Below are 21187 nucleotides of genomic sequence, written 5' to 3' on the forward strand. Positions count from 1 at the left end.
TGTGGTCTCAGCCGCTGCAGCCACGCCGCCCGGCCGTGCCGTTTGTGTTGGGTCCGAAGCCTGCCAGCGACAGCTGCAGGCCGAAATCGGTGCTCGGCGACACGTTAGTGGATGAGGTGAAGCGGCGCGAGAGCGAAAAATCCACCGACAGGCATTGCGAGCGGTATTCCAGGCCCAGCCCGGCGCGCGCCGCCTGTTCGGAGGCGAGGTCGTAGCGGCCGTCGAAGATGCCGGTCCAGCTCTCGCCGAAGCGCCAGGAGCCGTCGAAGGCCACCTCCTGCACGTCATTCGGGCGGTTCTCGAGCGCGGAGGCCTCGAGCCAGACATAGGTGGTGTCGAGACTGGCGCGGCCATTGTCGAGCGTCAGCCGCGCCTCGTTGCGGGTGATGCCGAGCCCGTCATCGATCAAGGCGCGGTTCGACAGGCTGAAGCCGGGGCCGATGTCCAGCCGGGTCTCGGTCAGCCAGTCGGACAGCCGCGCATCGAGCCCGGTTCCCGGCAGGAAGCGCGGATCGGCCTCGGCGCGCAGCACGCGCCCGACGGTGAGGCCGAGCGTCCAGCCCTCGGGATCGGTGCGTGTATAGCCAAGGCCCAGATTGGCCCGCGCGCCCGTCTCGATCCGGTCGATGCCCGGAAACCGCGAGCGCGAAAAGAGGTTGCCGCTGTCGAACTCCACGAGCACGCTGTCCTCGTTCGGCACGGTGTTGCCGGACGTGCGCGAATAGGCGAGCTGGACCACCGGCTCGAGCAGGTGCCGCACGCCATCGGTCCCCGCGCGCGCCAGTGGCCAGCGCAGCTCGGCCACGACATGCGGGGTCAGCTGCGCGGTGGTGGGCGCGAAGCGCGGATCGTCCCGCGTCGTGTAGCTGGAGGCGGTGAAGCCCGCGCGGGCCTGCCCCAGCATCCCCCAGCGCAGGGGAATGGCGCGCAGGTACTCGGCGGCAACCGCGGCCCTGTCGACATCGCGTCCCGCGCCGGGCGCGTCCGAGGCGCGGTTCAGCGTCGCCGCGTCGAGCCCGAAGCGCAGCTCTCCGCGTCCCACGTCGACGCGCCGCTCGTAGCCGATCACCCCGTAGAGGTCGGGAAGCTGATCGGCGATCGGGATCTCGGCGTCACGCAGGGTGCGAAAATCTGTGAGGGCGGCGCGGAAGCTGTCCTTGCGGCGCGCCCTGACAAGCTCGAGCTCGGTCTGCAGGCGGTCGCGTTCCGAATATCCGTAATCGAGCAGGTAGGCCGAATCGGAGACCTGCTCGACATCGAGGTTCAGCGTGAAGCCGCGCGCCAGCGCGAAGCTGCCATCGGCAAAGAGGTAGTAGCGCGGATCCTCGGATGGCTGGTCGTCATTGGACAGCGCGCCGTCGAGCTGCAGGGCGCCGGTGGCGAATGCCTGCCGGTAGCGCAGCTCGAGCGTGCGCGTGCCGCTCGACAGGTAGGGCGTCAGCGTCAGGTCCGCGGTCTCGCCGAAGGGCACGAAGTAGGGCAGCTTCACCCCGGTTCCCAGCTGGCTCGTGGTGCGCAGGCGCGGCAGCAGGAAGCCGCGTGCGCGATCGAGGGTGGGGTCGGGCAGGCGCAGGCGGGGGGCATAGAAGATCGGCACGCCGAGCAGGCGGAAGGTGGCGCTGTCGAAATAGAGCTGGCGCTCGAGCTGGTCATGGATGACGCGGCGGGCCCTGATCTCCCATGTGGGGGTCGGGTTGCCGGCGCAGATCTCGCAGGAGGAGGCGACGCTGTTGGACAGCTGCGTGTAGCGCCCGTCGATCCGGTCGATGCGGCTCGCGGCCAGTTGCAACTGCTGGTCCAGCACCAGGCGTGCGCCCGTCAGGATGCCGTTGCGCAGGTTGTCGTCGAGCTCGGCCGCATCGGCAAGGATCAGGCTGTTCTCGCCATCCTCGATGGTGATCGGCCCGTCGATCAGCAGCCTGTCGCCGGCACGGTCGTAGACGATGCGCGCCGCGCGCAGGCGGGTGCCGCGATAGAGCACCTCGACATTGCCCTCCGCGACCAGCGCGGTATCGGCGCGCAGGCGCACGGCGTCCGCCAGCAGGCTTGCCGGCGCGGCGACCTGGGCGAGGATCGGCGCGGCGGGCAGCAGCAGCGACAGGGCGAGGGCGAGCAGGTGGCGGCGCATCAGCCATCCTCCCAATGCAAGAGCAGTCCGAGCGGCAGGAGTACCGCGGCGACGGGCGGACCCCAGGCGGCGAGAAGCACCGGGATCTGTCCATTCTCGCCGAGGATCTGCGCGAAATTCCGGATGAAGAACAGCGAAAATCCAAGCCCCAGCGCCAGGAGCACCATCAGCCCGGTGCGCCCGAAGCGGGTATGGCGCATGGTGAAGCCCGCGCCCACCAGCACCATCGCCGCCAGAAGCAGCGGCTGCGCCAGCTCCATGTGCAGCCAGACCTTGTGTTTGCGGGCCGACAGGCCGGCGCGCTCGAGCTGCGCGATGAAACGCGGCAGCGCCCAGACGGGGATCGCGGAGGGTGTCGAGAAGCTTTCGAGGATGCGGTTCGGGGTGAGCGAGCTTTCGATCTCGAGCATCTCGTGGCGGCGCGCCGAGCGCTCGGGGTTGGGCGCGTCGAACTGCCATTCCTTGGCATCCGCGAGCTGCCAGCCGCCGGGCGCGAGACGCGCGCGTTCGGCCTCGATGCGCGAGGTGGGCGTGCCGGAGGCGTTGAAGGTGAGAAAGCTCACGCCGTAGAGCTCGGTGCCGTCGAGATTGGCCCGCCCCGCGCGGATCACCGTCTGCCCGCCCCGCCGGTCGCCCTGCCGCAGCCAAAGGCCCTCCTGGCTGAGCGACAGGACGCTGTTGCCGCCCGAGGAGAAGGCATCGACCCGCGCCTCGTATTGGCGCGAGGTGACGGCGACGAGCGGGTTCAGCACCGCCGTGGCCAGAACGCCGATGGCAAGGGCCACGGCGATCGGCGCGCCCAGGGAGCGCAGCGCCGAGCGTCCCGAGGCGCGCGCGACGACCAGCTCGGAGGTGCGCGCGAGCGACAGGAAGAGCGACAACGTGCCCAGGATCGTGATCAGCGGCAGGATGCGGTAGAGGCTCTCGGGGGTCTTGAGGGCGGTCAGCCCGAGAATCTCGAGAAAGCTGATCTGCGCGTCGTCGAAGCGGCGCACCTGCTCCACGAGATCGATCAGCAGCAAGATCCCGAAGAACACCCCCAGGACGGTGGCGAAGGATATCGCGAAGCGGCGCGCGAAATAGAGATGCAAGGTCATGGACGCGCGGCTCCCATCCGCCGTTGCACCGAGCGGCCGCGCGGGCGGGCCGACAGCCAGAGCGCCGCGGCGCCGATCGCGAAAGCCAGCATGCCGGCGCCGTAGGCCAACGGCCAGAGCGCGGCATCCGCGCTTGCCAGCCTGGCGAGGACATTGTCGGTCATCTCCACCGCGATCAGGCAGATCACGGCCCCCAGCACCTGCCGCCACACGCCGAAGCGCGAGAACCCGCCCACCAGCAGGAGCGCGAAGCCGACGAGGGGCGTGCCGGCCGCCACGAGTCCTTGCGCGAAGCGCTCATGCCCCTCGAGGCGCAGACGCGCGACGGTCTGTCCGGTCTCCTCCGACAGGGCGGGGCCCGCGCGCAGCAGCTCCGCCGTGGAGACCTGGCGCACCGATCGCGGGCCAAGCTGGGGCAGTTCCAGAAGCGCGGCGATGTCGAAGGCGAAATCGTCGAAGCGGGTCACCGAGAGCTGGCCGTTGTCGCGGCGCAGCGATTGCACCATCCCGTCGAACATCACCAGCTTGGGGCCCGCCTCGCTGCGCAGCAGCAGGGCGCGCTCGGCGGTATAGGTGCTGCGCCGGTCGGGATTGCGCGTGTCCGACAGGAAGACCTCGCGAAGCTCCGAGGTCTCGCTGATCTCGCCGATATAGAAGGTGACCCCTTCGCCGGGATGCAGGAAGACGCCCTCGCTGAGCAGGCCGGCGGTCACGTCCTCGGCCAGCTCGGCCGTCCGCTCGGCGAGGATGCGGCTCGATGCGGGGCCAAGCACATGGGTCAGCACGAAGACCAGCAGCGCGACGATGGCGCCGAAGGCCAGGACCGGCCGGGCCAGGCGTGCCGGTGACATCCCCGCCGCCTGTGCCACCACCATCTCGCTGTCCTGCGACAGGCGGTTGGTGACATAGACGGCCGCGGCGAAGCCGGAGACCGGCAGGACCACGCGGATCACGTTCGGCAATGTCAGCGCCGAGAATTCCAGAAAGACCCCCGCCGAATGACCGTTCGCGATGATCTGGTCGAAGAGCGACACCGCCTGGTTGACCCAGTAGACGAGGATCAGGACCAGGCTGAAGAACCCGAACAGCATCATCAGCTGTGACAGCAGATATCTGTCGAAACGCGTCAAGGGATCGTCCTGCCAGGGACGGCGCGCGGGCTGCGCTGCCGTATCAGCCATGCAGTCTAGACGATCCCCCGGAGGGCCGAAACTCCCTTCTGGCAAAGCCCGCGGCCAGCCGCTAGGGTCCGCCGGACGCGCTCGGCAGGGCGCAAGAACACAAGGAGACAGCCATCATGACGATGCCAGCAGAGCTGAAATTCAGCGAAACCGATATCGACGCCATTGCCGGATTCGAAGGGCGCGTGGTGGTGTTCGTCGGAGAGGACGGCAAGCTCGATCCGGGCGCGCGCCGGGTCAACAAGCTGATGCGCGGTGCCCTCGAGCGGATGGTCGCCTCCAAGGGGTTCTCCAAGCTCGAGCCGGGACAGGCGCGCGACATGGCCTTCCCCTCCGGCCTCGCGGCCGAGGCGGTCCAGGTGATCCGTCTCGAGCGCAAGGCCACCGGCGCCCAGGCGCGCCGGGCCGGCGCCGCGATCGGGCAGGCGAGCGGGCGCAAGCCGGTCCTGGTGCTTGCGGGCGCGCTGAAGCCCGCGGCCGACCTGGCGCTCGCGGCGGTGCTGCGCGGTTACGAATACACCGACCAGAAGGGCGGGGACGCGGCCAGTCCCGAGCCGCGCGGCGCGATCACCGTGATGGTCGGCCGCCCCGAGGAGGCCGCCGCCGCGGCCGCCGATCTGGAGGCGCTGGCGGGCGGCGTCTTCTTCACGCGCGACCTGGTGAGCGCGCCGGCCAACGTGCTGACCACCACCAGCTTCGCCGAGCAGCTGAGCGCGCTGGGCACGCTCGGCCTCGAGGTCGAGGTGCTCGATGAGCCGCAGCTCGAAGAGCTGGGCATGCGGGCCCTGCTCGCGGTCGGGCAGGGCAGCGAGAGCCCCTCGAAGGTCGTGGTGATGCAGTGGAATGGCGGCGCCGACGGAGCCGCGCCGCTCGCGCTGATCGGCAAGGGCGTCGTCTTCGACACCGGCGGCATCAGCCTCAAGCCCGCCGGCGGCATGGAGGACATGACGATGGACATGGGCGGCGCGGGCACCGTCGCCGGCGCGATGCGCGCCCTCGCCGCGCGCAAGGCGAAGGCGAATGTCGTGGGCATCGTCGGCCTCGTCGAGAACATGCCCGACGGGCGGGCGCAGCGCCCGGGCGACGTGGTCCGCTCGATGAAGGGCGACACGATCGAGGTGATCAACACCGATGCCGAGGGGCGGCTCGTTCTGGCCGACATCATGTGGTATGCGCAGGAGCGTTTCTCGCCGGCCGGGATGATCGACCTGGCGACCCTGACCGGGGCGGTGATCGTGGGGCTCGGCCATGAGAATGCCGGCGTGCTGTCCAACGATGACGGCTTTTGCGAAAGCTTCCTGAGCGCCGCGCGCGCCGAGGGCGAGGGGGCCTGGCGCCTGCCGCTGGGCAAGGGCTATGCCAAGATGATCAAGAGCGACATCGCCGATATCAAGAACAGCGCGGGGCGCGCCGCCGGCACCATCACGGCGGCCGAGTTCCTCCATTGCTTCGTCAAGGAGGGCACGCCCTGGATCCATCTCGACATCGCCGGGGTGGCCAGCACCAAGAGCGACGGCCCCCTCGCGCCGAAGGGCGCCTCCGGCTGGGGTGTCCTGTCGCTCGACCGGCTCGTGCGCGACCGGTTCGAGGGGTGAGGGACGCAGTTTGGGCGCGGTCTATTTCTATCACCTGACCGAGCGACCGCTCGAGGCGACCTTGCCGATGCTGATCGGCAAGGCCCGCCAGGCAGGCTGGCGCGTCATGGTGCGCGGCGCCAATCCGCGCCGGCTCGAATGGCTCGACGAGAAGCTCTGGACGATGGAGCCCGAGAGCTTCCTCGCCCATGGCATGGCCGGCGGGCCGCATGACGCGGCGCAGCCGGTCCTGCTCGGCACCGGCGCGGAGCGGCCCAACGGGGCGCAATGCGTGATGGCGATCGAGGGGGCGGAGGTCACGGCCGAGGAGGTCGCGGCGCTCGAGCGGGTTTGCGTGCTTTTCGACGGCGGCGATCCGGCCGCGCTCGACGCGGCGCGGGGCCAGTGGCGCAGCCTCACGCGGGCAGGGGCGGCGGCGCAATACTGGGCCGAGGAGGACGGGCGCTGGTCGAAGCGCGCCGAGAGCGGTTAGCGCTCCAGCGTCAGGCGACCGTTCTCGATCTGGATGCGGCCGAAGCGCGACAGGTAGCTCATGCCCAGCAGCGAGCCGTTCATCGGGCTGCCATTGACCGAGGCGCGCACGTTGGTATCGACCATCTCGCCAAGGCGCACCTCGTCGAGCATGACCATCGCGAGCGGCACGCTGCCATTGGCCGTCTCGGCGCGTCCAAGGTAGGACAGGCGGTCCGGATCAAACCCGATGCGCTCCGCGTCATCGCGCGAGAGAACGATGTCGCTGGCGCCGGTATCGACGATGAAATCGACCGGCGTGCCGTTCAGCCCCAGCGTCAGGCGGTAATGGCCACCCGGTCCCTGCGGCACCTCGACCACGCCGCCGACGATGCTCTGCTGCGGCAGCAACGTGCCGCGCAACCCGGGCCAGAGACCGGCAAGGGCGATCACGCCGACGAAGATCATCACCCAGAGCAGGGCCTGGCGTGTCATTTCGCCAAGGCGCCTGCGGCCCGCGATCACGGTATAGAAGACCAGCGCGCCGCCAAGCAGCGCGAGATAGGCGAGATGCATGGTTTCAAATCCGCTCATGCCCAGCAGATAGGCACGGCGCGCGAGCGATACCAGTGCCCGGCGCGATCAGCCGCCAAGGCCGAAACCCGCAAGACCGTCGAGCACGAACTGCACCGACAGCGCGGCCAGCAGCATCCCCAGCAGGCGCGTCACCACGTTGATGCCGATATCGCCGAGGGCCCGCTCGAGCCATTCGGCGGTCAGGAAGAGCGCGAAGCTGAGCGCCAGGACCGCGATGAGGACACCGTGCACCGCCGCCAGCCCCGCGATGTCGCCATTCGTCTGCCCGGTCAGCAGGATCATCGAGGCGATGGCGCCCGGACCCGCGATGAGCGGGGTGGCAAGGGGGAAGACCGAAGGGTCGTCGCTGTTGTCATCCGCTTGTCCCTTGCGCCTCTTGGTGCGCCGCTCGAAGAGCATGTCGAGTGCCGTCAGGAACAGCAGGATGCCGCCCGCGATGCGGAAAGCGGGCATCGAGATCCCGGCGAATCCGAGGACCGCCTCGCCGAAGAAGCCGAACAGCGTGAGCAGGAAGAAGCCAAGGAGCGTCGAGCGGACCGCGATGGCCCTGCGGCGCGTGCGGCTCATTCCCGCGGTGAGCGCGACGAAGAGCGGCGTCATGCCGATCGGGTCGATGATGACGAAGAGGGTGACGAAGGCGGTGATCAGCTGTGCGCTGTCCATGTCTCAGATCTCCAATCCTGTCAGTCCGGCAAAGAGCAGCCCCGCGCCGAAAAGGACGAAACCGATGCCGAGCAGGGTCTCGACACGGCCGCGATGCGCCTCGTAGGCCCGTGCGAGAGCGGGGCGCGAGAACGCCCAGGCATGCGCACCGTAGACGCCGAGCGCCATGGCGGCCATCGCAGCGGCGAAGACGACGCGCCAGGCGGGGCTGAGCTCCAGGCCGGCAAGCGCGGCTGTCACCGCGATCCACAGGACGGCAGCCTTGGGATTGCTCAGCACGACGGCAAGGCCGCGCTTGTAGCCGTAGGCGGCGCCTTGCGGCTCCGGCGCCATCGCGTCCCGGGGCCGGGAGACTTCGGGCGCGCGGCTCGAGCGGCGCAGGCGCAGCAGCCCGAAGCCGAGCAGATACGCCCCTCCCGCGAGCTTGAGCAGCCGGCCCTCGGGATCGAGCCCCTCGACGAAGGCGCCGAAGCCCAGCGCGCCGATGAGCGCGAAGGCGAAGGCACCGGTCGCGATCCCGGCCGCCCCGGCAAGCCCGCTGCGCAGACCGCGCGTCAGCGCGAGCGACATCACCACGACCGAGTTGGGCCCCGGCGATATCTGCGCCAGCAGGACCAGACCCAGGATCGAGGCGATCTCGCCGCTCACCCCTTCGCGCCCACGCTCGCCTCTGCGGTCTCGAGTTTCTCGAGCGCACTCATCCACATCGCCTCGGCGCGGCCGAGCCCGTCCATGACCTCGGCGTATTTCTTTTGCCAGACCTCGGCCTCGCCGGCCTTGCCGGGCTCGTACATCTCGGGGGCGGCGAGCTTGGTGGCCAGCTTGTCGCGCATCTCGCCGAGCTTGCCGACGCGCGCCTCGCATTTGCGCACCTCGCCGCGCAGGGCAAGGATCTCGTCGCGGCTGGCGCGGCGCGGGGGGGCGGCTTCGGGTCTGGCGGATTTGGCCTTCGCCTTGCCCTTCTCGGGCGCATCCGAGCTCAGAAGCAGCTTGCGATAGGCTTCGAGATCGTCCTCGTAGGGCGTGACGCGCCCGCCGCTGACGAGCCAGAGCCGATCGGCCACCATGCTCAGCAGGTGCATGTCATGGCTGACGAGAACGACGGCGCCGCTATAGGCGGTCAGCGCCTCGACCAGTGCCTCGCGGCTCTCGATGTCGAGGTGGTTGGTCGGCTCGTCGAGGATCAGCATATGCGGCGCGTCGAGCGTGGCCAGCAGCAGCGACAGGCGCGCCTTCTGCCCGCCCGACAGCTTGCCGACGGCGGTGTCGACCTGCGCCGCGTTCATCCCGAAACCGGCAAGCCGCGCGCGGTGGCGGCCGGGTGCCTCGTCGGGCCGGGCCCGGCGCAGGTGGTCGAGAGGCGTCTCGTCGACATGCAGCTCGTCGACCTGGTGCTGCGCGAAATAGCCGATGCGCAGCTTGGAGGAGGCGGTGAAGCGCCCGCCCATCGGCGAAAGACGGCCCGAGAGCAGCTTCGACAGGGTCGACTTGCCCTCGCCGTTGCGCCCCAGAAGCGCGATCCGGTCATCCTGGTCGATGCGCAGGTTGAGCTTGCCGAGCACCTCACGCTCGCCGTAGCCCACCGAGACGCTCTCGAGATTGACGATGGGGGGCGACAGCTCTTCGGGCTCGGGGAAGGTGAAGACCTTCAGCGCGGCCTCCTGCGGCGAGGTGATCGTCTCCATCTTCTCGATCATCTTCAGGCGGGACTGCGCCTGCTTGGCCTTGCTCGCCTTGGCGCGGAAGCGGTCCACGAAGCTTTGCAGATGGGCGCGCCGGGCATCTTGCTTGCGGACCTGGGCCTGCTGCGCCTCGAGGCGGGCCGAGCGGGTGCGCGCGAAGGTATCGTAATTGCCCTGGTAGAGGCTGAGCTTCCTGTCCTCGAGATGCAGGATCGCGCCGACGGCCCGGTTCAGCAATCCGCGGTCGTGGCTGATGACCAAGACCGTGTGCGGGTAGCGCGCGAGGTAGCTCTCGAGCCAGAGCGCGCCTTCGAGGTCGAGATAGTTCGTCGGCTCGTCGAGCAGAAGCAGGTCGGGCGCCGCGAAAAGCACCGCCGCCAGCGCCACGCGCATCCGCCAGCCGCCCGAGAAGGCGCTGCAGGGCATCTTCTGCTGCGCGTCGTCGAAGCCGAGCCCCTTGAGGATCGATGCGGCGCGCCCCTCGGCGGACCATGCGTCGATATCGGCGAGCCGGGTCTGCACCTCGGCGATGCGGGCCGGATCCTGCGTGGTGTCGGCCTCGGCCAGCAGCTCGGCGCGTTCGGTATCGGCGGCGAGCACCGTGTCGATCAGGGAAACCTCGCTGCCGGGCACCTCCTGGCTGACACCGCCGATGCGCGCGCGGGGGGGCAGGGTGATCTCGCCGCCCTCAAGCGACAGCTCGCCGCGGATGAGCTTGAAGAGCGTCGTTTTCCCGGTTCCGTTGCGGCCGACGATGCCGACCTTGTGACCTTCGGGAATGCTGGCGGAAGCGCCCTCGAAGAGGGGGCGGCCGCCGATGGCGTAGGTGATGTTGTCGATCCTGAGCATCCGGTCCATGTGGCGCAGGGCGGGCGTGCCGTCAATGGCGCAGGGCGGCGGGATCGGTGCGGCGCGGGACATGCAACGCTGCGCGGCGATCGCGCGAATGGCCGCCGGGATGTGGATGCATGCTTCCCAAGCGATGGTGGGCATGGTAGCAGGTCGCCCGATTCACGGGGCGGGCACTGGGCCTGCCGCAGCACTGAAAGAGGCACCCTCATGGCCACCGAACGCACCTTTTCGATGATCAAGCCCGACGCCACCAAGCGCAACCTGACCGGCAAGATCAATGCCAAGTTCGAGGATGCGGGCCTGCGCATCGTCGCGCAGAAGCGCCTTCATCTGTCCAAGGCGCAGGCCGGCGAGTTCTACAAGGTCCACGCCGAGCGTCCCTTCTATGACGAGCTGTGCGAGTTCATGGCGTCCGGCCCGGTCGTCGCGCAGGTCCTCGAAGGCGAGAACGCCATTGCCAAGAACCGCGAAGTGATGGGCGCGACCAATCCCGCCGATGCCGATGAAGGCACCATCCGCGCCGATTTCGCCGAGAGCGTCGGCGAGAACTCGGTCCACGGCTCGGATGCCCCCGAGACCGCCAAGGAAGAGATCAGCTTCTTCTTCTCCGGTCTCGAAATCGTCGGCTGACGCCGCTTCCGCCTCCGGCGGGGACCAGGATCAGGGGGGGCGCTTTGCCGGATTGGCGGGGCGCCCCTTTTTCATGGGGCCGAGATGCCGGCCCCATGGATCACGCAAGGAAAGATGATGCGACCCGCAGCGCCGCGCCGATCCTCCCGCGGGCGGCAGGCTGCAGAGGGCAGACGCACCGCAAGGCCGAAGGGCCGCGGGCAGTCGGGCAGGCCCCGCCTCAGGAGCGGCGATTTCCGTTCGGAATGTCCCGATCCGTCATGCCGGGGTCCGTCGTCGCGGCGGCGTTGAGCGTTCCCGGACCGTTACGCTCGAAATGATCTTTCAGGAGCGCCACGTTGCGCCGGTTCGCCTTGAAGCCGACATCGAAGAGATCGCCGATCACGGGGATCGTGCCGATCACGGCGTCGATGGCCACATTCACGCCCTGCTTGACCAGAAGGCCGCGCGGCGCGCCGAGCCTGTGGCTTTCCATCACGATATAGGCGCCGGGTGCGAGGGCAAGGGCATCACCCACACCCGGCACGAGGCCCAGGATGCTGTCCCAGCCCAGACGGATGGAAGTGCCGGGAATGCGCAGGGCGCTGTCCATCTGCGTGGCCAGTCGGTCGAGCCGTTCGAGCCGGCGGACGGTGTCCCCGCTGCTGGCGTAATGGGCTTCGGGGTGGGGGCGGCGTGCGGGATTCTGTCTCATGGCTCGAAAAGCGTGCAAGCCGCCATCCGGTTCCCTTGAGGGCACCCGCCAAGGACCCGGACGCGGCGCGCGGCGATCCGGGAAACTGGCGCGGGCCGGCCCTAGATCGAGGCCCAGTCGGTATAGCGCACGGGCGCGGGCTGCGCCGCGGGCCTGGGCATCTGCGCGCCGCCGGCACTCTTGGGGGCGGGCTGGGCGGTGGTTTGGGCGGTGGTCTGGGAGGTATGGCTGGTCATGGGATGTCCTTCCGCGGTCTGCCGATCGACGGTCAGTGTGCGGGTGAATTCAGGCGGGATGGGGGCGGCTTTGGGAAGGTGACGCTGGGTCTGTCACTCCAATGATGTCGCGAATCGGGCTTGGTCCGGGATCATCGAAAGCAAGGATGTAGGGATCAACCGGCTGTCTGGCCAGCGCCCCGTCGAGGGTCCGGCAATTTTGCGCCCATGGCGCGCCCGGTGCCACGGACCACGCGGCGGGCGCCGCCCCTCCGGACGGCGCATGCGGAAGGGCAGGAGGACAGCGGCGCGTATGCCGGCCCGAAGCCGGCGCGCGGAACCGCCGCCCCAGAGCGCGCACGAGGGAAGGGCGCAGGGTCAGATGGGCAGGGGGGCCGTGTCGGTGTGGCCGCAGGACCGGACTGGCCGGTCCCGCGCGCATCATCCCGACCATCGGTCGCGGGTTGGGACCGCGATTGCGCGGCCTGAGGGACGACAAGAGGCACTTACCCCGCGGAACTGCCAAGCTCTAGCGAGAAAAAGATGTCCCTGCCGTGAGTATCTCTTATGGATACAGCATGGATATCGCACTGATACGGACATTTCTGGAAATTGCCTCGAGCGGATCGTTCGTTGCGGCCTCCGAGCGCCTTTTCGTGACGCAATCGGCCGTCAGCCTGCGGGTCTCGCGGCTCGAGGGGGAGCTTGGCAAGGTGCTCTTCTCGCGCTCGAAGGCGGGCGCCGAGCTGACACCCGCGGGGCGCGCCTTCGAGCCTTACGCATTGAGCCTGATGCGGGTGTGGCACGAGGCGCGGCGGCAGGTGGCGGTGCCCGCGCAATTTGCCGGGAGCCTCGCGATCGGCGCGGAATACGCGCTTTGGCCGCGGCTCGGTTTCCGCTGGATCGACGCGCTCGGCGCGGCGCGGCCCGATCTGAGCGTGAAGGCCGAGCTTGGCAAGCCCGCCCATCTCATCAGGTTGCTGAGCGAGGGGCTCATCCAGGTCGCGCTGAGCTACGAGCCGCAGATGCGCAACGGCTTGCGGGCCGAGAGGATCATCGCAGATGAGCTTGTCATGGTCTCCGCCGAACCCCTTTGCCTCGACGAGGTGACGCCGCATTATGTTTTTGTGGACTGGGGCCATGATTTCACCCATGATCACGAGATACAGTTGCCGCAGCTTTCGAACGGGGGGCTGACGCTGGCGCTCGAGACACTGGCCGGCGGCTTCATCGAGCGGCGCGGCAAGGCGGGATACCTGCCCGCGCGCTCGGCGGCGCCGCGGATCGCGCGCGGCGGACTGCATCTCGTGCCCGACGCGCCGCGCTTTTCCTTCCCCGCCTGGGCGATCTGGCGCGACGATCTCGACAAGGAACTCGAGGCTGTTGCCCGGAAAACACTATGTGAGGCGGTGGAATCAGCCGTTTCCGCCCATGAGGAAGTCCTTGGAAAAGACAGCGGGGACAACGGGTTGGATGATTGACCGCCAACCCTGTCTTTTCGGCTAAAAATCAAGTGAGTAATGCTCAATAGAATAACGATTCAAACTTGCTTCCCTTGATGAGTAACGCGGACTAGGTAACTGGCAACTGGAAGATTTCCGGGGCGCATTCGGTCTCGGGCTCCTTGTTGGGAAAGGATCTACACTCATGAAATTCGTATCCAAGATCGCGGTCTCCGCACTTGCCCTGACCGTCGCCGCGCCGATGGCCTTCGCTCAGGAAACCATCACCGGCATCCGTGCCGTCGAGGAGAACATCAGCGACCTGAACCGCGACATCCAGCGCGACATCAGCCGCGGTGAAGACGCTGCCCGTTACGGCTCCGTCGAGTTCGCTCCCGGCTGGACCGGCTCCGTCTCGGCCGCGCTTTCCGCGACCTCGGGCAACAGCGACACCGCCGATCTCTCCTTCGGTGGCCGCTTCCGTTACGGCCAGGGCGTCTACAACCACACCTTCGGTTTCCTGGGCGAAGTCGGCGAAGCCGATGACCGGACCACCAAGGAAGACTACTACGCCGTCTATGACGTGAACCGCTCCTTCACCGAGCAGTTCTACATGTTCGGCCTGGCCCGCGCCCAGTACGGCATCGCCAGCGAAGATCGTAACGACGACTTCGTCACCGACGCCTTCCTCGGCTTCGGCCCCGGCTTCCGCATCATCAACAACCAGGACATGGCCTGGCGCCTGCAGGCCGGCCCCGGCGTGCGTTACACGAAAGATGCCGACAACAGGGAAGAGACCGAGCTGGCCGGTATCGCCTCCTCGCGCTTCTTCTACCGCATCAATCCCGGTGTCTTCGTCACCAACGACACCGACGTGCTCTACTCGGATGCCAACACCCGCGTCACCAATGACCTGGGCGTCAGCGTTTCGATGACCGACACGCTCTCCACCCGCGTGAGCTACTTCACCGACTACAACAGCGACCCGGCCGCCGGTCTCGAGAACACCGACAACACGGTCAAGGTTTCGCTGGTCTACAGCTTCCGCTGATCCTTCGCGCCGGCGCGCGTGTTTTCCCTCATGTCGCGCTCGGCACGCGATGGCGAAGGCCCGGTACCTCGGTATCGGGCCTTCTTGCCATGAGGCGGCCCCCCGGGCGCCGAGCCGCGCAAGACGCGGGCAGGGCGCGCGAAGGCAAGCGGGGCGCGGACCGGCGACCATCAGGCTCCCCCGGACAGGGAGCCATGATCTGGCATTTCATGATGGAAAGATCGGCGGGACCACCGCAACCGTCAGGGTGCGTAAATTCCCGAGGACCTGTTTACACAGGTGGGAGCCAGGTACGTGAACCACGGTCCGCGCAGAGCCAGCCCCCTCGGAATTGATTAAGGCCACCGGAATTGGACCCCGGCACGGGAAGGGCAGAACCCGCCTGACCCGGAGATAGGGGTGCGGCCCGCCCGCGGCAAGGCCATGGCGGCCGTTTTCACGGGGGGATCTGCGGCCGGACGCCGCATTGCCTCGTGTTTTCGGTTTGTTCACACTGCGCCCATGCCCGAAGACAGTCCTTCGCCCTCTCCCCGGCCCGGCCAGCTTCTGGCGCGGGGCGTCTGCCGTCACCTGCTGCATCTGGGCATGGTCACGGTCGAGGAACTGGTGCCCCGTTCGGGGCTCAGGGTCGATGTCATGGCGCTCGGTCGCAGCAACGAGATCTGGGTGATCGAGTGCAAGTCGAGCCGGGCGGACTTCATGTCCGACGGCAAGTGGCACAATTACCTCGAATGGTGCGACCGGTATTTCTGGGCGGTCGATTCGGAGTTTCCGACCGATCTGTTGCCACCGGAAAGCGGTCTCATCATCGCCGATGCCTATGACGCCGAGATCTTGCGCATGGCACCGGAAACCAAGCTCGCGCCGGCGCGGCGCAAGGTGATGGTGCAGAAATTCGCCCGTCACGCCGCCCTGCGATTGCAGGGGCTGCGCGATCCGGGGGCTACTTCTTTTTAGCGATGCTGCGGGCCTGCTTGGCCGCGGCGACGATTTCCTCGGCGATTTCCTCGGCCTCGTCGGGCTCGAAATCGAGCGGCAGGTCGATCCCGTCCCCCTCGACATAAAGCCTGACGGCGCCGCTCGAGGTCGGTCCGATCTGCAGGTTGGCCGAGACGTCGCTTTGCTTGTTGATGCCCATGATACCCTCTCGAAGTTGATGCCTGCTAGCGGCTCGCGCCGCGCTGCGCAAGCCGCCACCGTCGTCATGAAAACCGTCCCGCCCCCCTTGCATTCGTTTTTCCCAAAAGCTAAACGCAGCGCGTGTGCCGCCGTAGCTCAGTTGGTTAGAGCGCCTGATTGTGGATCAGGAGGTCCCCCGTTCGAGCCGGGGCGGTGGTACCACCCCCCCCACCCCAGATCACGAAGCGACCTGAGCGGACGGTTTCGCCTGTCAGCGTGCGCTGTCCCCCCGCTCGATCACGATCGTCTGGCGCAGCTCCTGCGTGGCGGCGTCGAGGATCAGGATGCGATCATCGGCCGTGACGACCCCGAGCCAGTCGGGACCGCGCGTGAAGGCAATCGCCTCTACCCCGGCAGGCAGGCGCAGCGTGGCGGGCAGGGGCACCGTGGCGCGGTCCGGGAAGCGGGTGACAAAGAGCACGATCAGAACTACTAGCCCCACCAGCATCGTGGCGGTGAGCCCCGTCACGAGCCATTTGAGGAAGATCAGCCCGGCGAGGGGCTGCGTGTCGGGGGTGTCATCCATGTCGTCTGCCTTGCCGTCTGCCATCGTGGCCGTGACCGTCGGCCCAGCGCCGCCCACACGGCTTGATAAGGCACTTGCCCGGGACGTGCCAGTCGAGGCGCATCTGAGCCGCTCGCGGCTGGCCAAGCTGATCGCCCAAGGGGCGGTGCGGCGCGGCGGCGCGGTGCTGGACGATCCGAAGGCGCGCGTGGCGGAGGGCGACGTGATCGAGATCGCCGTGCCAAGCGCCGAGGAGAGCCATATCCTGCCGGAGGATATCCCGCTCGACATCCGCCACGAGGATGACGACCTGGTGGTGATCGACAAGCCGGCCGGCATGGTGGTGCATCCCGCCCCGGGCAGCCCGTCGGGCACGCTCGTCAATGCCCTGCTGCATCATTTCGGCGGCACGCTGTCGGGGGTCGGAGGGATGCGGCGTCCGGGTATCGTGCACCGCATCGACAAGGAGACGAGCGGCCTGCTGGTCGTGGCGAAAAGCGACCGGGCGCATCACGCGCTCGCTGCCCAATTCGCCGCCCACAGCGCCGAGCGGCGATACCTCGCGATCTGCCACGGTGTACCCGACCGCGCTGATCCGCGCCTTCTGGGCACGCGGGGCGTGTCGGTCGAAGCGGGCGGCGGCATCCGCATCACCACCCAGCTCGCGCGCCACAAGCACGACCGCCAGCGCCAGGCGGTACTCTTCGAGGGCGGGCGGCACGCGGTTACGCATGTGGCACTCGAGGAGACGCTCGCGGGCGGGCAGGCGGCGCTCGTCTCCTGCCGGCTCGAGACGGGGCGGACGCATCAGATCAGGGTCCACATGGCCCATGCCGGGCATGGCCTGATCGGGGATCCGGTCTATGGCGGACGGCGCAAGTTGTCGCAGAAGATCGCCGGTGATGCCGCATGGGAGGCCGCACGGGGCTTTTCCCGGCAGGCGCTCCATGCCGAGACGCTGGGTTTCGCGCATCCCGCGGATAGCAGGTGGATGCGGTTCGAAAGCCCGCTGCCCGCCGATTTCGCGGCGCTTCTCGCGGCGCTTGGCGGGGATACCGCGCACACGAGCGCGTGAGGGACCGCCTCCGCGTGGAACGATCGCGCCGGTCGGGCGTGATCCAGTCAATACGGCAAAGGCCCTGCGCAGATGCGCGCAGATAGCGCTTAAATGCACGCACTCTCTGCATCGGCGCAGGGCCCGGCATCTTGAATTTGCCGCCCTGTTTCATATCTTATTGGAAACAGGCGGAAAACCCGCAGGAGGGACTGAACATGGCTGGCTATGCAAATCTTCCGGCACCGTCGCCCGAGCAGGGCTTGAACCGTTACTTGCAGGAAATCCGCAAGTTCCCGATGCTCGAGCCCGAAGAGGAATACATGCTCGCGAAGCGCTGGGTCGAGGATCAGGACACGGAGGCGGCCCACAAGATGGTCACCAGCCACCTGCGCCTCGCCGCCAAGATCGCGATGGGCTATCGCGGCTACGGGCTGCCGCAATCGGAGGTGATCTCCGAGGCGAATGTCGGCCTCATGCAGGCGGTCAAGAAGTTCGACCCCGAGAAGGGCTTCCGCCTCGCCACTTATGCGATGTGGTGGATCCGCGCCGCGATCCAGGAATACGTCCTGCGCTCGTGGTCGATGGTGAAGCTCGGCACGACCAGCGCGCAGAAGAAGCTGTTCTTCAACCTGCGCAAGGCCAAGAGCCGCATCGGCGCGCTCGAGGATGGCGATCTGCGCCCCGAAAATGTCGAGCGGATCGCGACCGACCTGGGCGTGACGCCCGACGAGGTCGTCTCGATGAACCGGCGCCTGTCGGGGGGCGATGCCTCGCTCAACGCCACGATCAGCGCCGATGGCGAGGGGGCCGCGCAATGGCAGGACTGGCTCGAGGACGAGGATGCCGACCAGGCGGGCGATTACGAGGCGCGCGACGAGCTGGAGACGCGGCGTGCCTTGCTGATGTCGGCGATGGATGCGCTCAATGACCGCGAGAAGGACATCCTGATGCAGCGCCGCCTGCAGGATCAGCCTGTCACCCTCGAGGAGCTCAGCGGCCAATACGATGTCAGCCGTGAGCGCATCCGGCAGATCGAGGTCCGCGCCTTCGAGAAGCTGCAAAAGCGGATGACGGAGATGGCGCAGGAGAAGGGGATGCTGGCGGAAGCCTGATCGCCGGCGCAAGGTTTTCGGAACTTGATGGCGTCCGCCCGGCGATTGCGCGGCGGGCGCCATCGGCGTTATGACGGGCCATGGGGCCGCGCGGCGGCCCGGCGAAAAGGGGCCTTGCATGACACGAACCATCCGCTGGGGCATTCTGGGCGCCTCAAAGTTCTCACGCGACCAGATGGCGCCGGCAATCCACGCGGCCAAGGGGGCCGAGCTGGTGGCACTGGCCAGCGGCTCGCCCGAAAAGACGGCCGGTTTCGCCGCCTTCCATCCCGGGCTGCACCTGCATGACAGCTATGGCGCGCTTCTCGATGATCCCGCGATCGACGCGGTCTACATCCCCCTGCCGAACCACCTTCATGTTGAATGGACGCTCAAGGCCCTAGAGGCGGGCAAGCACGTCCTTTGCGAGAAGCCGATCGCGATGGAAGCCGACGCCTTCGACCAGCTCATCGCGGCGCGCGACGCCGCCGGACGCCTCGCCGCCGAGGCCTTTATGATCGTGCATCATCCGCAATGGCAACGCGCCCGCACCCTGGTGCAGGACAACGCGATCGGTCGGCTGGTGCATATCGACGCGCGCTTCAGCTACGACAACCGGGCCGACATGGGCAATATCCGCAACCGCCGCGAGACCGGCGGCGGCTCCCTTCCCGATATCGGGGTCTATACCTGCGGGGCTGCGCGTTTCGTGACCGGCGCCGAGCCCAGCGCGCTTGCGGCGCGGATCGACTGGGAGAACGGCGTCGATGTGACCGCCCATGTCATGGCCGATCTCGGCGGCGCCAGTTTCAGCGGCATGACCTCGATGCGCGCGCATCCCCGGCAGGAGGTCGTCCTGCATGGCGAGACAGGGGTGATGCGGCTGCCCGTCCCCTTCAACGCCGGTGTCTTTGGCGAGGCGCGTGTCGAGCTGCATCGCGGGATGGAGGTCACGACCGAGCGTTTCCCCGCGGCCAATCACTATGTCCTTCAGGTCGAGAATTTCTGCGCGGCGGTGCGCGGAGAGGCGGATTATGCCTGCAGCCTCGAGTTCAGCAGGGGCACCCAGGCGATGATCGACATGATCCTCGAGGCAGCGCCCCCCGCATCCTGAGCATGCGGGCAGGGCGCAGCCCCAACCCCTGGGATCGCCCCTCAGAACGCCGGGCGCATGCGCGGTGCGCCCGGCGCGCAGGATTCAGCCCTGCGCTTCCATCGCCTCGAGCTCGTCGATCATCCCTTCGATCATCGAAAGGCCCTTGTCCCAGAAGGCCGGATCGGAGGCATCGAGGCCGAAAGGCGCCAGCAGCTCCTTGTGGTGCTTCGAGCCACCGGCGCGCAGCATCTCGAAATACTTCTCCTGGAAGTCCGGATTGCCCTCCTCGTAGACGGCGTAGAGCGCGTTCACCAGCCCGTCGCCGAAGGCATAGGCGTAGACGTAGAAGGGCGAGTGGACGAAATGCGGCACATAGGCCCAGAAGGTCTCGTAGCCATCCATGAAGGTGAAGGCATCCCCGAGGCTCTCGCCCTGAACGCTCATCCACAGCGCGTTGATGTCATCGGGGGTCAGCTCGCCCTTGCGGCGCGCGTCATGCAGCTTGCACTCGAAATCGTAGAAGGCAATCTGCCGCACCACGGTGTTGATCATGTCCTCGACCTTGCCGGCCAGCAGCACCTTGCGCGCATTCGCGTCCGGCGCCTGCGAGAGCAGCTTGCGGAAGGTCAGCATCTCGCCGAAGACCGATGCCGTTTCGGCCAGGGTCAGCGGGGTCGAGGAGAGCAGCTCGCCCTGGCCCGCGGCGAGAACTTGGTGCACCCCGTGGCCAAGCTCATGGGCGAGGGTCATCACGTCGCGCGGTTTGCCGAGGTAGTTCAGCATCACGTAAGGATGCGCATCCGCGACGGTGGGGTGGGCAAAGGCACCGGGCGCCTTGCCGGGCTTCACGCCGGCATCGATCCAGCCCTTGTCGAAGAAGGGCTCGGCGATCTCGGCCATCTTCGGGGAGAAATCGGCATAGGCGGTCATGACCGTCTCGCGGGCCTCGTCCCAATCGACCTGCCGCGGATCCTCCATTGGCAGGGGGGCGTTGCGGTCCCAGACCTCCAGTTTGTCGAGGCCGAGCCACTTGCGCTTGAGCTCGTAATACCGGTGCGACAGGCGCGGATAGGCCGCGACCACGGCATCACGCAGCGCCTCGACGACCTCGGGCTCGACATGGTTGGCCAGGTGCCTGCCGGTCTGCGGGCTGGGCATGTTGCGCCAGCGATCCTCGACCTCCTTCTCCTTCGCGAGCGTGTTGTGGACACGCGCGAAGAGCGCGATGTTCTTGCCGAAAACGCGGGCAAGGGCCTGGGCGGCGGCCTCGCGCCGGGTGCGGTCGGGATCGCTCAGCAGGTTCAGCGTCGCCTCGATCCCCAGCGGCCCCTCGGCCTCCTCGCCCTCGACGTCGAATTCGAGCCCGGCGATCGTCTCGTCGAAAAGCCGGTTCCAGGCGGCCGCGCCGACCACCGACTGATCGTGGAGAAAACGCTCCAGCTCATCCGACAGCTGATGGGGGCGCATGGCGCGCAGGCGCTCGAAGATCGGCCGGTAGCGGGCGAGGGCGTCGTCCTGCGCGAAGAGCGCGTCGAGCCGGGCGTCCTCGATCCGGTTCACCTCCAGCGAGAAGAAGACCAGCGGCGTGGTCGCGTTGGTGATGCGATCCTGTGCATCCGACAGGAACTTGGCGCGGCCCGTATCGGTCGTCTTCTGGTAGTAGCGCAGGCCCGCATAGGACATGACCCGCCCCGCGACGCTGTCGATCTTCTCGTAGCGGTGGATGCAATCGCGCATACCAGCAGCATCGAGTTCGGCGAGCTTGCCCTCGTAATCCGCCGCGAAGCTGCGGCATTCGGCGTCGAGCCAGTCGAGATCGCGCTCGATTTCGGGCGCGTCGGGGGCGGCGTAGAGATCGCTCAGGTCCCATTCGGGCAGATCGCCGAAGGACTTGCCGCCGGCGGAGGCATTGGCGTCGTGGAAGGGGCTGGGAGTGCGCATCTGAACCTCATTGTTTGCTGCACCTGACATAAGGTGCGCGG

Annotated in this window: 21 protein-coding genes and 1 tRNA gene; 10 read left to right on the top strand and 12 right to left on the bottom strand. The window is 67.8% G+C overall.

The features are described 5' to 3' along the window. Window positions 1-7 precede the first annotated feature (7 nt). Genes PMES_RS13030 through lptF form a run of 3 tightly spaced genes read right to left on the bottom strand, consistent with a single transcriptional unit; the run spans window position 8 to window position 4406 of the window. Window positions 8-2128 (bottom strand): LPS-assembly protein LptD, encoded by a 2121-nt coding sequence (locus tag PMES_RS13030; protein WP_159966162.1) that lies wholly within the window; start codon window positions 2126-2128, stop codon window positions 8-10. Beyond that, the gene (lptG, locus tag PMES_RS13035; RefSeq protein WP_159966163.1) at window positions 2128-3225 is read right to left on the bottom strand and encodes an LPS export ABC transporter permease LptG; all 1098 of its coding nucleotides are present in this window, start codon (window positions 3223-3225) and stop codon (window positions 2128-2130) included. The genes PMES_RS13030 and lptG overlap by 1 nt, the downstream gene beginning before the upstream one ends. After that, window positions 3222-4406, bottom strand: coding sequence for an LPS export ABC transporter permease LptF (lptF, locus tag PMES_RS13040; protein ID WP_328809162.1), 1185 nt, complete (start codon window positions 4404-4406; stop codon window positions 3222-3224). Before lptF ends, lptG begins: the two co-directional genes overlap by 4 nt. A gap of 116 nt (window positions 4407-4522) precedes the next feature. On the opposite strand from lptF, the gene PMES_RS13045 reads away from it, so the two are divergent. After that, complete coding sequence (locus PMES_RS13045) at window positions 4523-6001, top strand: leucyl aminopeptidase (RefSeq protein WP_159966164.1); 1479 nt, start codon at window positions 4523-4525, stop codon at window positions 5999-6001. 10 nt (window positions 6002-6011) lie between these two features. Further along, window positions 6012-6473 carry a DNA polymerase III subunit chi gene (locus PMES_RS13050; RefSeq protein WP_159966165.1) on the top strand — a complete coding sequence of 154 codons (462 nt, stop codon included), beginning with the start codon at window positions 6012-6014 and terminating at the stop codon, window positions 6471-6473. On the opposite strand, the gene PMES_RS13055 is transcribed toward PMES_RS13050, so the two are convergent. Genes PMES_RS13055 through PMES_RS13070 form a run of 4 tightly spaced genes read right to left on the bottom strand, consistent with a single transcriptional unit; the run spans window position 6470 to window position 10242 of the window. After that, window positions 6470-7045: a retropepsin-like aspartic protease family protein gene (locus tag PMES_RS13055; protein WP_159966166.1), complete on the bottom strand. Its 576-nt coding sequence runs from the start codon at window positions 7043-7045 to the stop codon at window positions 6470-6472. The two genes, PMES_RS13050 and PMES_RS13055, sit on opposite strands and share 4 nt — an antisense overlap. 48 nt (window positions 7046-7093) lie before the next feature. Next, window positions 7094-7711, bottom strand: a complete 618-nt coding sequence (locus tag PMES_RS13060) for a MarC family protein (protein WP_159966167.1) — start codon at window positions 7709-7711, stop codon at window positions 7094-7096. Between the two features lie 3 nt (window positions 7712-7714). Next, complete coding sequence (locus PMES_RS13065; protein ID WP_159966168.1) at window positions 7715-8359, bottom strand: LysE family translocator; 645 nt, start codon at window positions 8357-8359, stop codon at window positions 7715-7717. Next, window positions 8356-10242 (bottom strand): ABC-F family ATP-binding cassette domain-containing protein, encoded by a 1887-nt coding sequence (locus PMES_RS13070; RefSeq protein WP_159966277.1) that lies wholly within the window; start codon window positions 10240-10242, stop codon window positions 8356-8358. Before PMES_RS13070 ends, PMES_RS13065 begins: the two co-directional genes overlap by 4 nt. Before the next feature lie 210 nt (window positions 10243-10452). On the opposite strand from PMES_RS13070, the gene ndk reads away from it, so the two are divergent. Continuing rightward, on the top strand, window positions 10453-10875 hold the full coding sequence (gene ndk / locus PMES_RS13075) for a nucleoside-diphosphate kinase (RefSeq protein WP_159966169.1): 423 nt from the start codon (window positions 10453-10455) through the stop codon (window positions 10873-10875). A 220-nt stretch (window positions 10876-11095) separates the two neighbouring features. Here ndk and PMES_RS13080 read toward each other — a convergent pair whose 3' ends face one another. Both PMES_RS13080 and PMES_RS16870 read right to left on the bottom strand, forming a co-directional pair. Next, window positions 11096-11569, bottom strand: coding sequence for a DUF4112 domain-containing protein (locus PMES_RS13080; protein ID WP_159966170.1), 474 nt, complete (start codon window positions 11567-11569; stop codon window positions 11096-11098). A gap of 101 nt (window positions 11570-11670) precedes the next feature. After that, window positions 11671-11805, bottom strand: a complete 135-nt coding sequence (locus tag PMES_RS16870; RefSeq protein ID WP_268892423.1) for a hypothetical protein — start codon at window positions 11803-11805, stop codon at window positions 11671-11673. 557 nt (window positions 11806-12362) lie between these two features. On the opposite strand from PMES_RS16870, the gene PMES_RS13085 reads away from it, so the two are divergent. From PMES_RS13085 to PMES_RS13095, 3 genes are all read left to right on the top strand, one after another. Beyond that, window positions 12363-13265, top strand: coding sequence for a LysR family transcriptional regulator (locus tag PMES_RS13085; protein WP_159966171.1), 903 nt, complete (start codon window positions 12363-12365; stop codon window positions 13263-13265). A 166-nt stretch (window positions 13266-13431) separates the two neighbouring features. Then, on the top strand, window positions 13432-14277 hold the full coding sequence (locus PMES_RS13090; RefSeq protein ID WP_159966172.1) for a DUF481 domain-containing protein: 846 nt from the start codon (window positions 13432-13434) through the stop codon (window positions 14275-14277). Between the two features lie 501 nt (window positions 14278-14778). Beyond that, entirely contained in the window at window positions 14779-15234 is a 456-nt protein-coding gene (locus tag PMES_RS13095; protein WP_159966173.1) for an MmcB family DNA repair protein, read from the top strand. Here PMES_RS13095 and PMES_RS13100 read toward each other — a convergent pair. After that, entirely contained in the window at window positions 15221-15415 is a 195-nt protein-coding gene (locus PMES_RS13100) for a DUF6324 family protein (RefSeq protein ID WP_159966174.1), read from the bottom strand. The genes PMES_RS13095 and PMES_RS13100 overlap by 14 nt on opposite strands. A gap of 126 nt (window positions 15416-15541) precedes the next feature. On the opposite strand from PMES_RS13100, the gene PMES_RS13105 reads away from it, so the two are divergent. Further along, window positions 15542-15618 (top strand) — tRNA-His (locus PMES_RS13105). A 49-nt stretch (window positions 15619-15667) separates the two neighbouring features. Here the strand turns inward: PMES_RS13105 and PMES_RS13110 are convergent. Further along, window positions 15668-15982, bottom strand: coding sequence for a DUF6476 family protein (locus PMES_RS13110; RefSeq protein WP_159966175.1), 315 nt, complete (start codon window positions 15980-15982; stop codon window positions 15668-15670). Between PMES_RS13110 and PMES_RS13115 the strand changes: the two genes are divergently transcribed. From PMES_RS13115 to PMES_RS13125, 3 genes are all read left to right on the top strand, one after another. Next, on the top strand, window positions 15981-17036 hold the full coding sequence (locus tag PMES_RS13115; protein ID WP_159966176.1) for an RluA family pseudouridine synthase: 1056 nt from the start codon (window positions 15981-15983) through the stop codon (window positions 17034-17036). The two genes, PMES_RS13110 and PMES_RS13115, sit on opposite strands and share 2 nt — an antisense overlap. Window positions 17037-17233: 197 nt before the next feature. Further along, window positions 17234-18130: an RNA polymerase sigma factor RpoH gene (rpoH, locus tag PMES_RS13120; protein WP_159966177.1), complete on the top strand. Its 897-nt coding sequence runs from the start codon at window positions 17234-17236 to the stop codon at window positions 18128-18130. 118 nt (window positions 18131-18248) lie between these two features. After that, a complete protein-coding gene (locus PMES_RS13125) occupies window positions 18249-19223 on the top strand; it encodes a Gfo/Idh/MocA family protein (protein WP_159966178.1) in 975 nt (324 codons plus the stop codon). Between the two features lie 84 nt (window positions 19224-19307). Here PMES_RS13125 and PMES_RS13130 read toward each other — a convergent pair whose 3' ends face one another. Further along, window positions 19308-21146 carry a M3 family oligoendopeptidase gene (locus PMES_RS13130; RefSeq protein WP_159966179.1) on the bottom strand — a complete coding sequence of 613 codons (1839 nt, stop codon included), beginning with the start codon at window positions 21144-21146 and terminating at the stop codon, window positions 19308-19310. Window positions 21147-21187: the final 41 nt, after the last annotated feature.

Source organism: Profundibacterium mesophilum KAUST100406-0324, assembly GCF_009835145.1.
GTDB lineage: Bacteria > Pseudomonadota > Alphaproteobacteria > Rhodobacterales > Rhodobacteraceae > Profundibacterium > Profundibacterium mesophilum.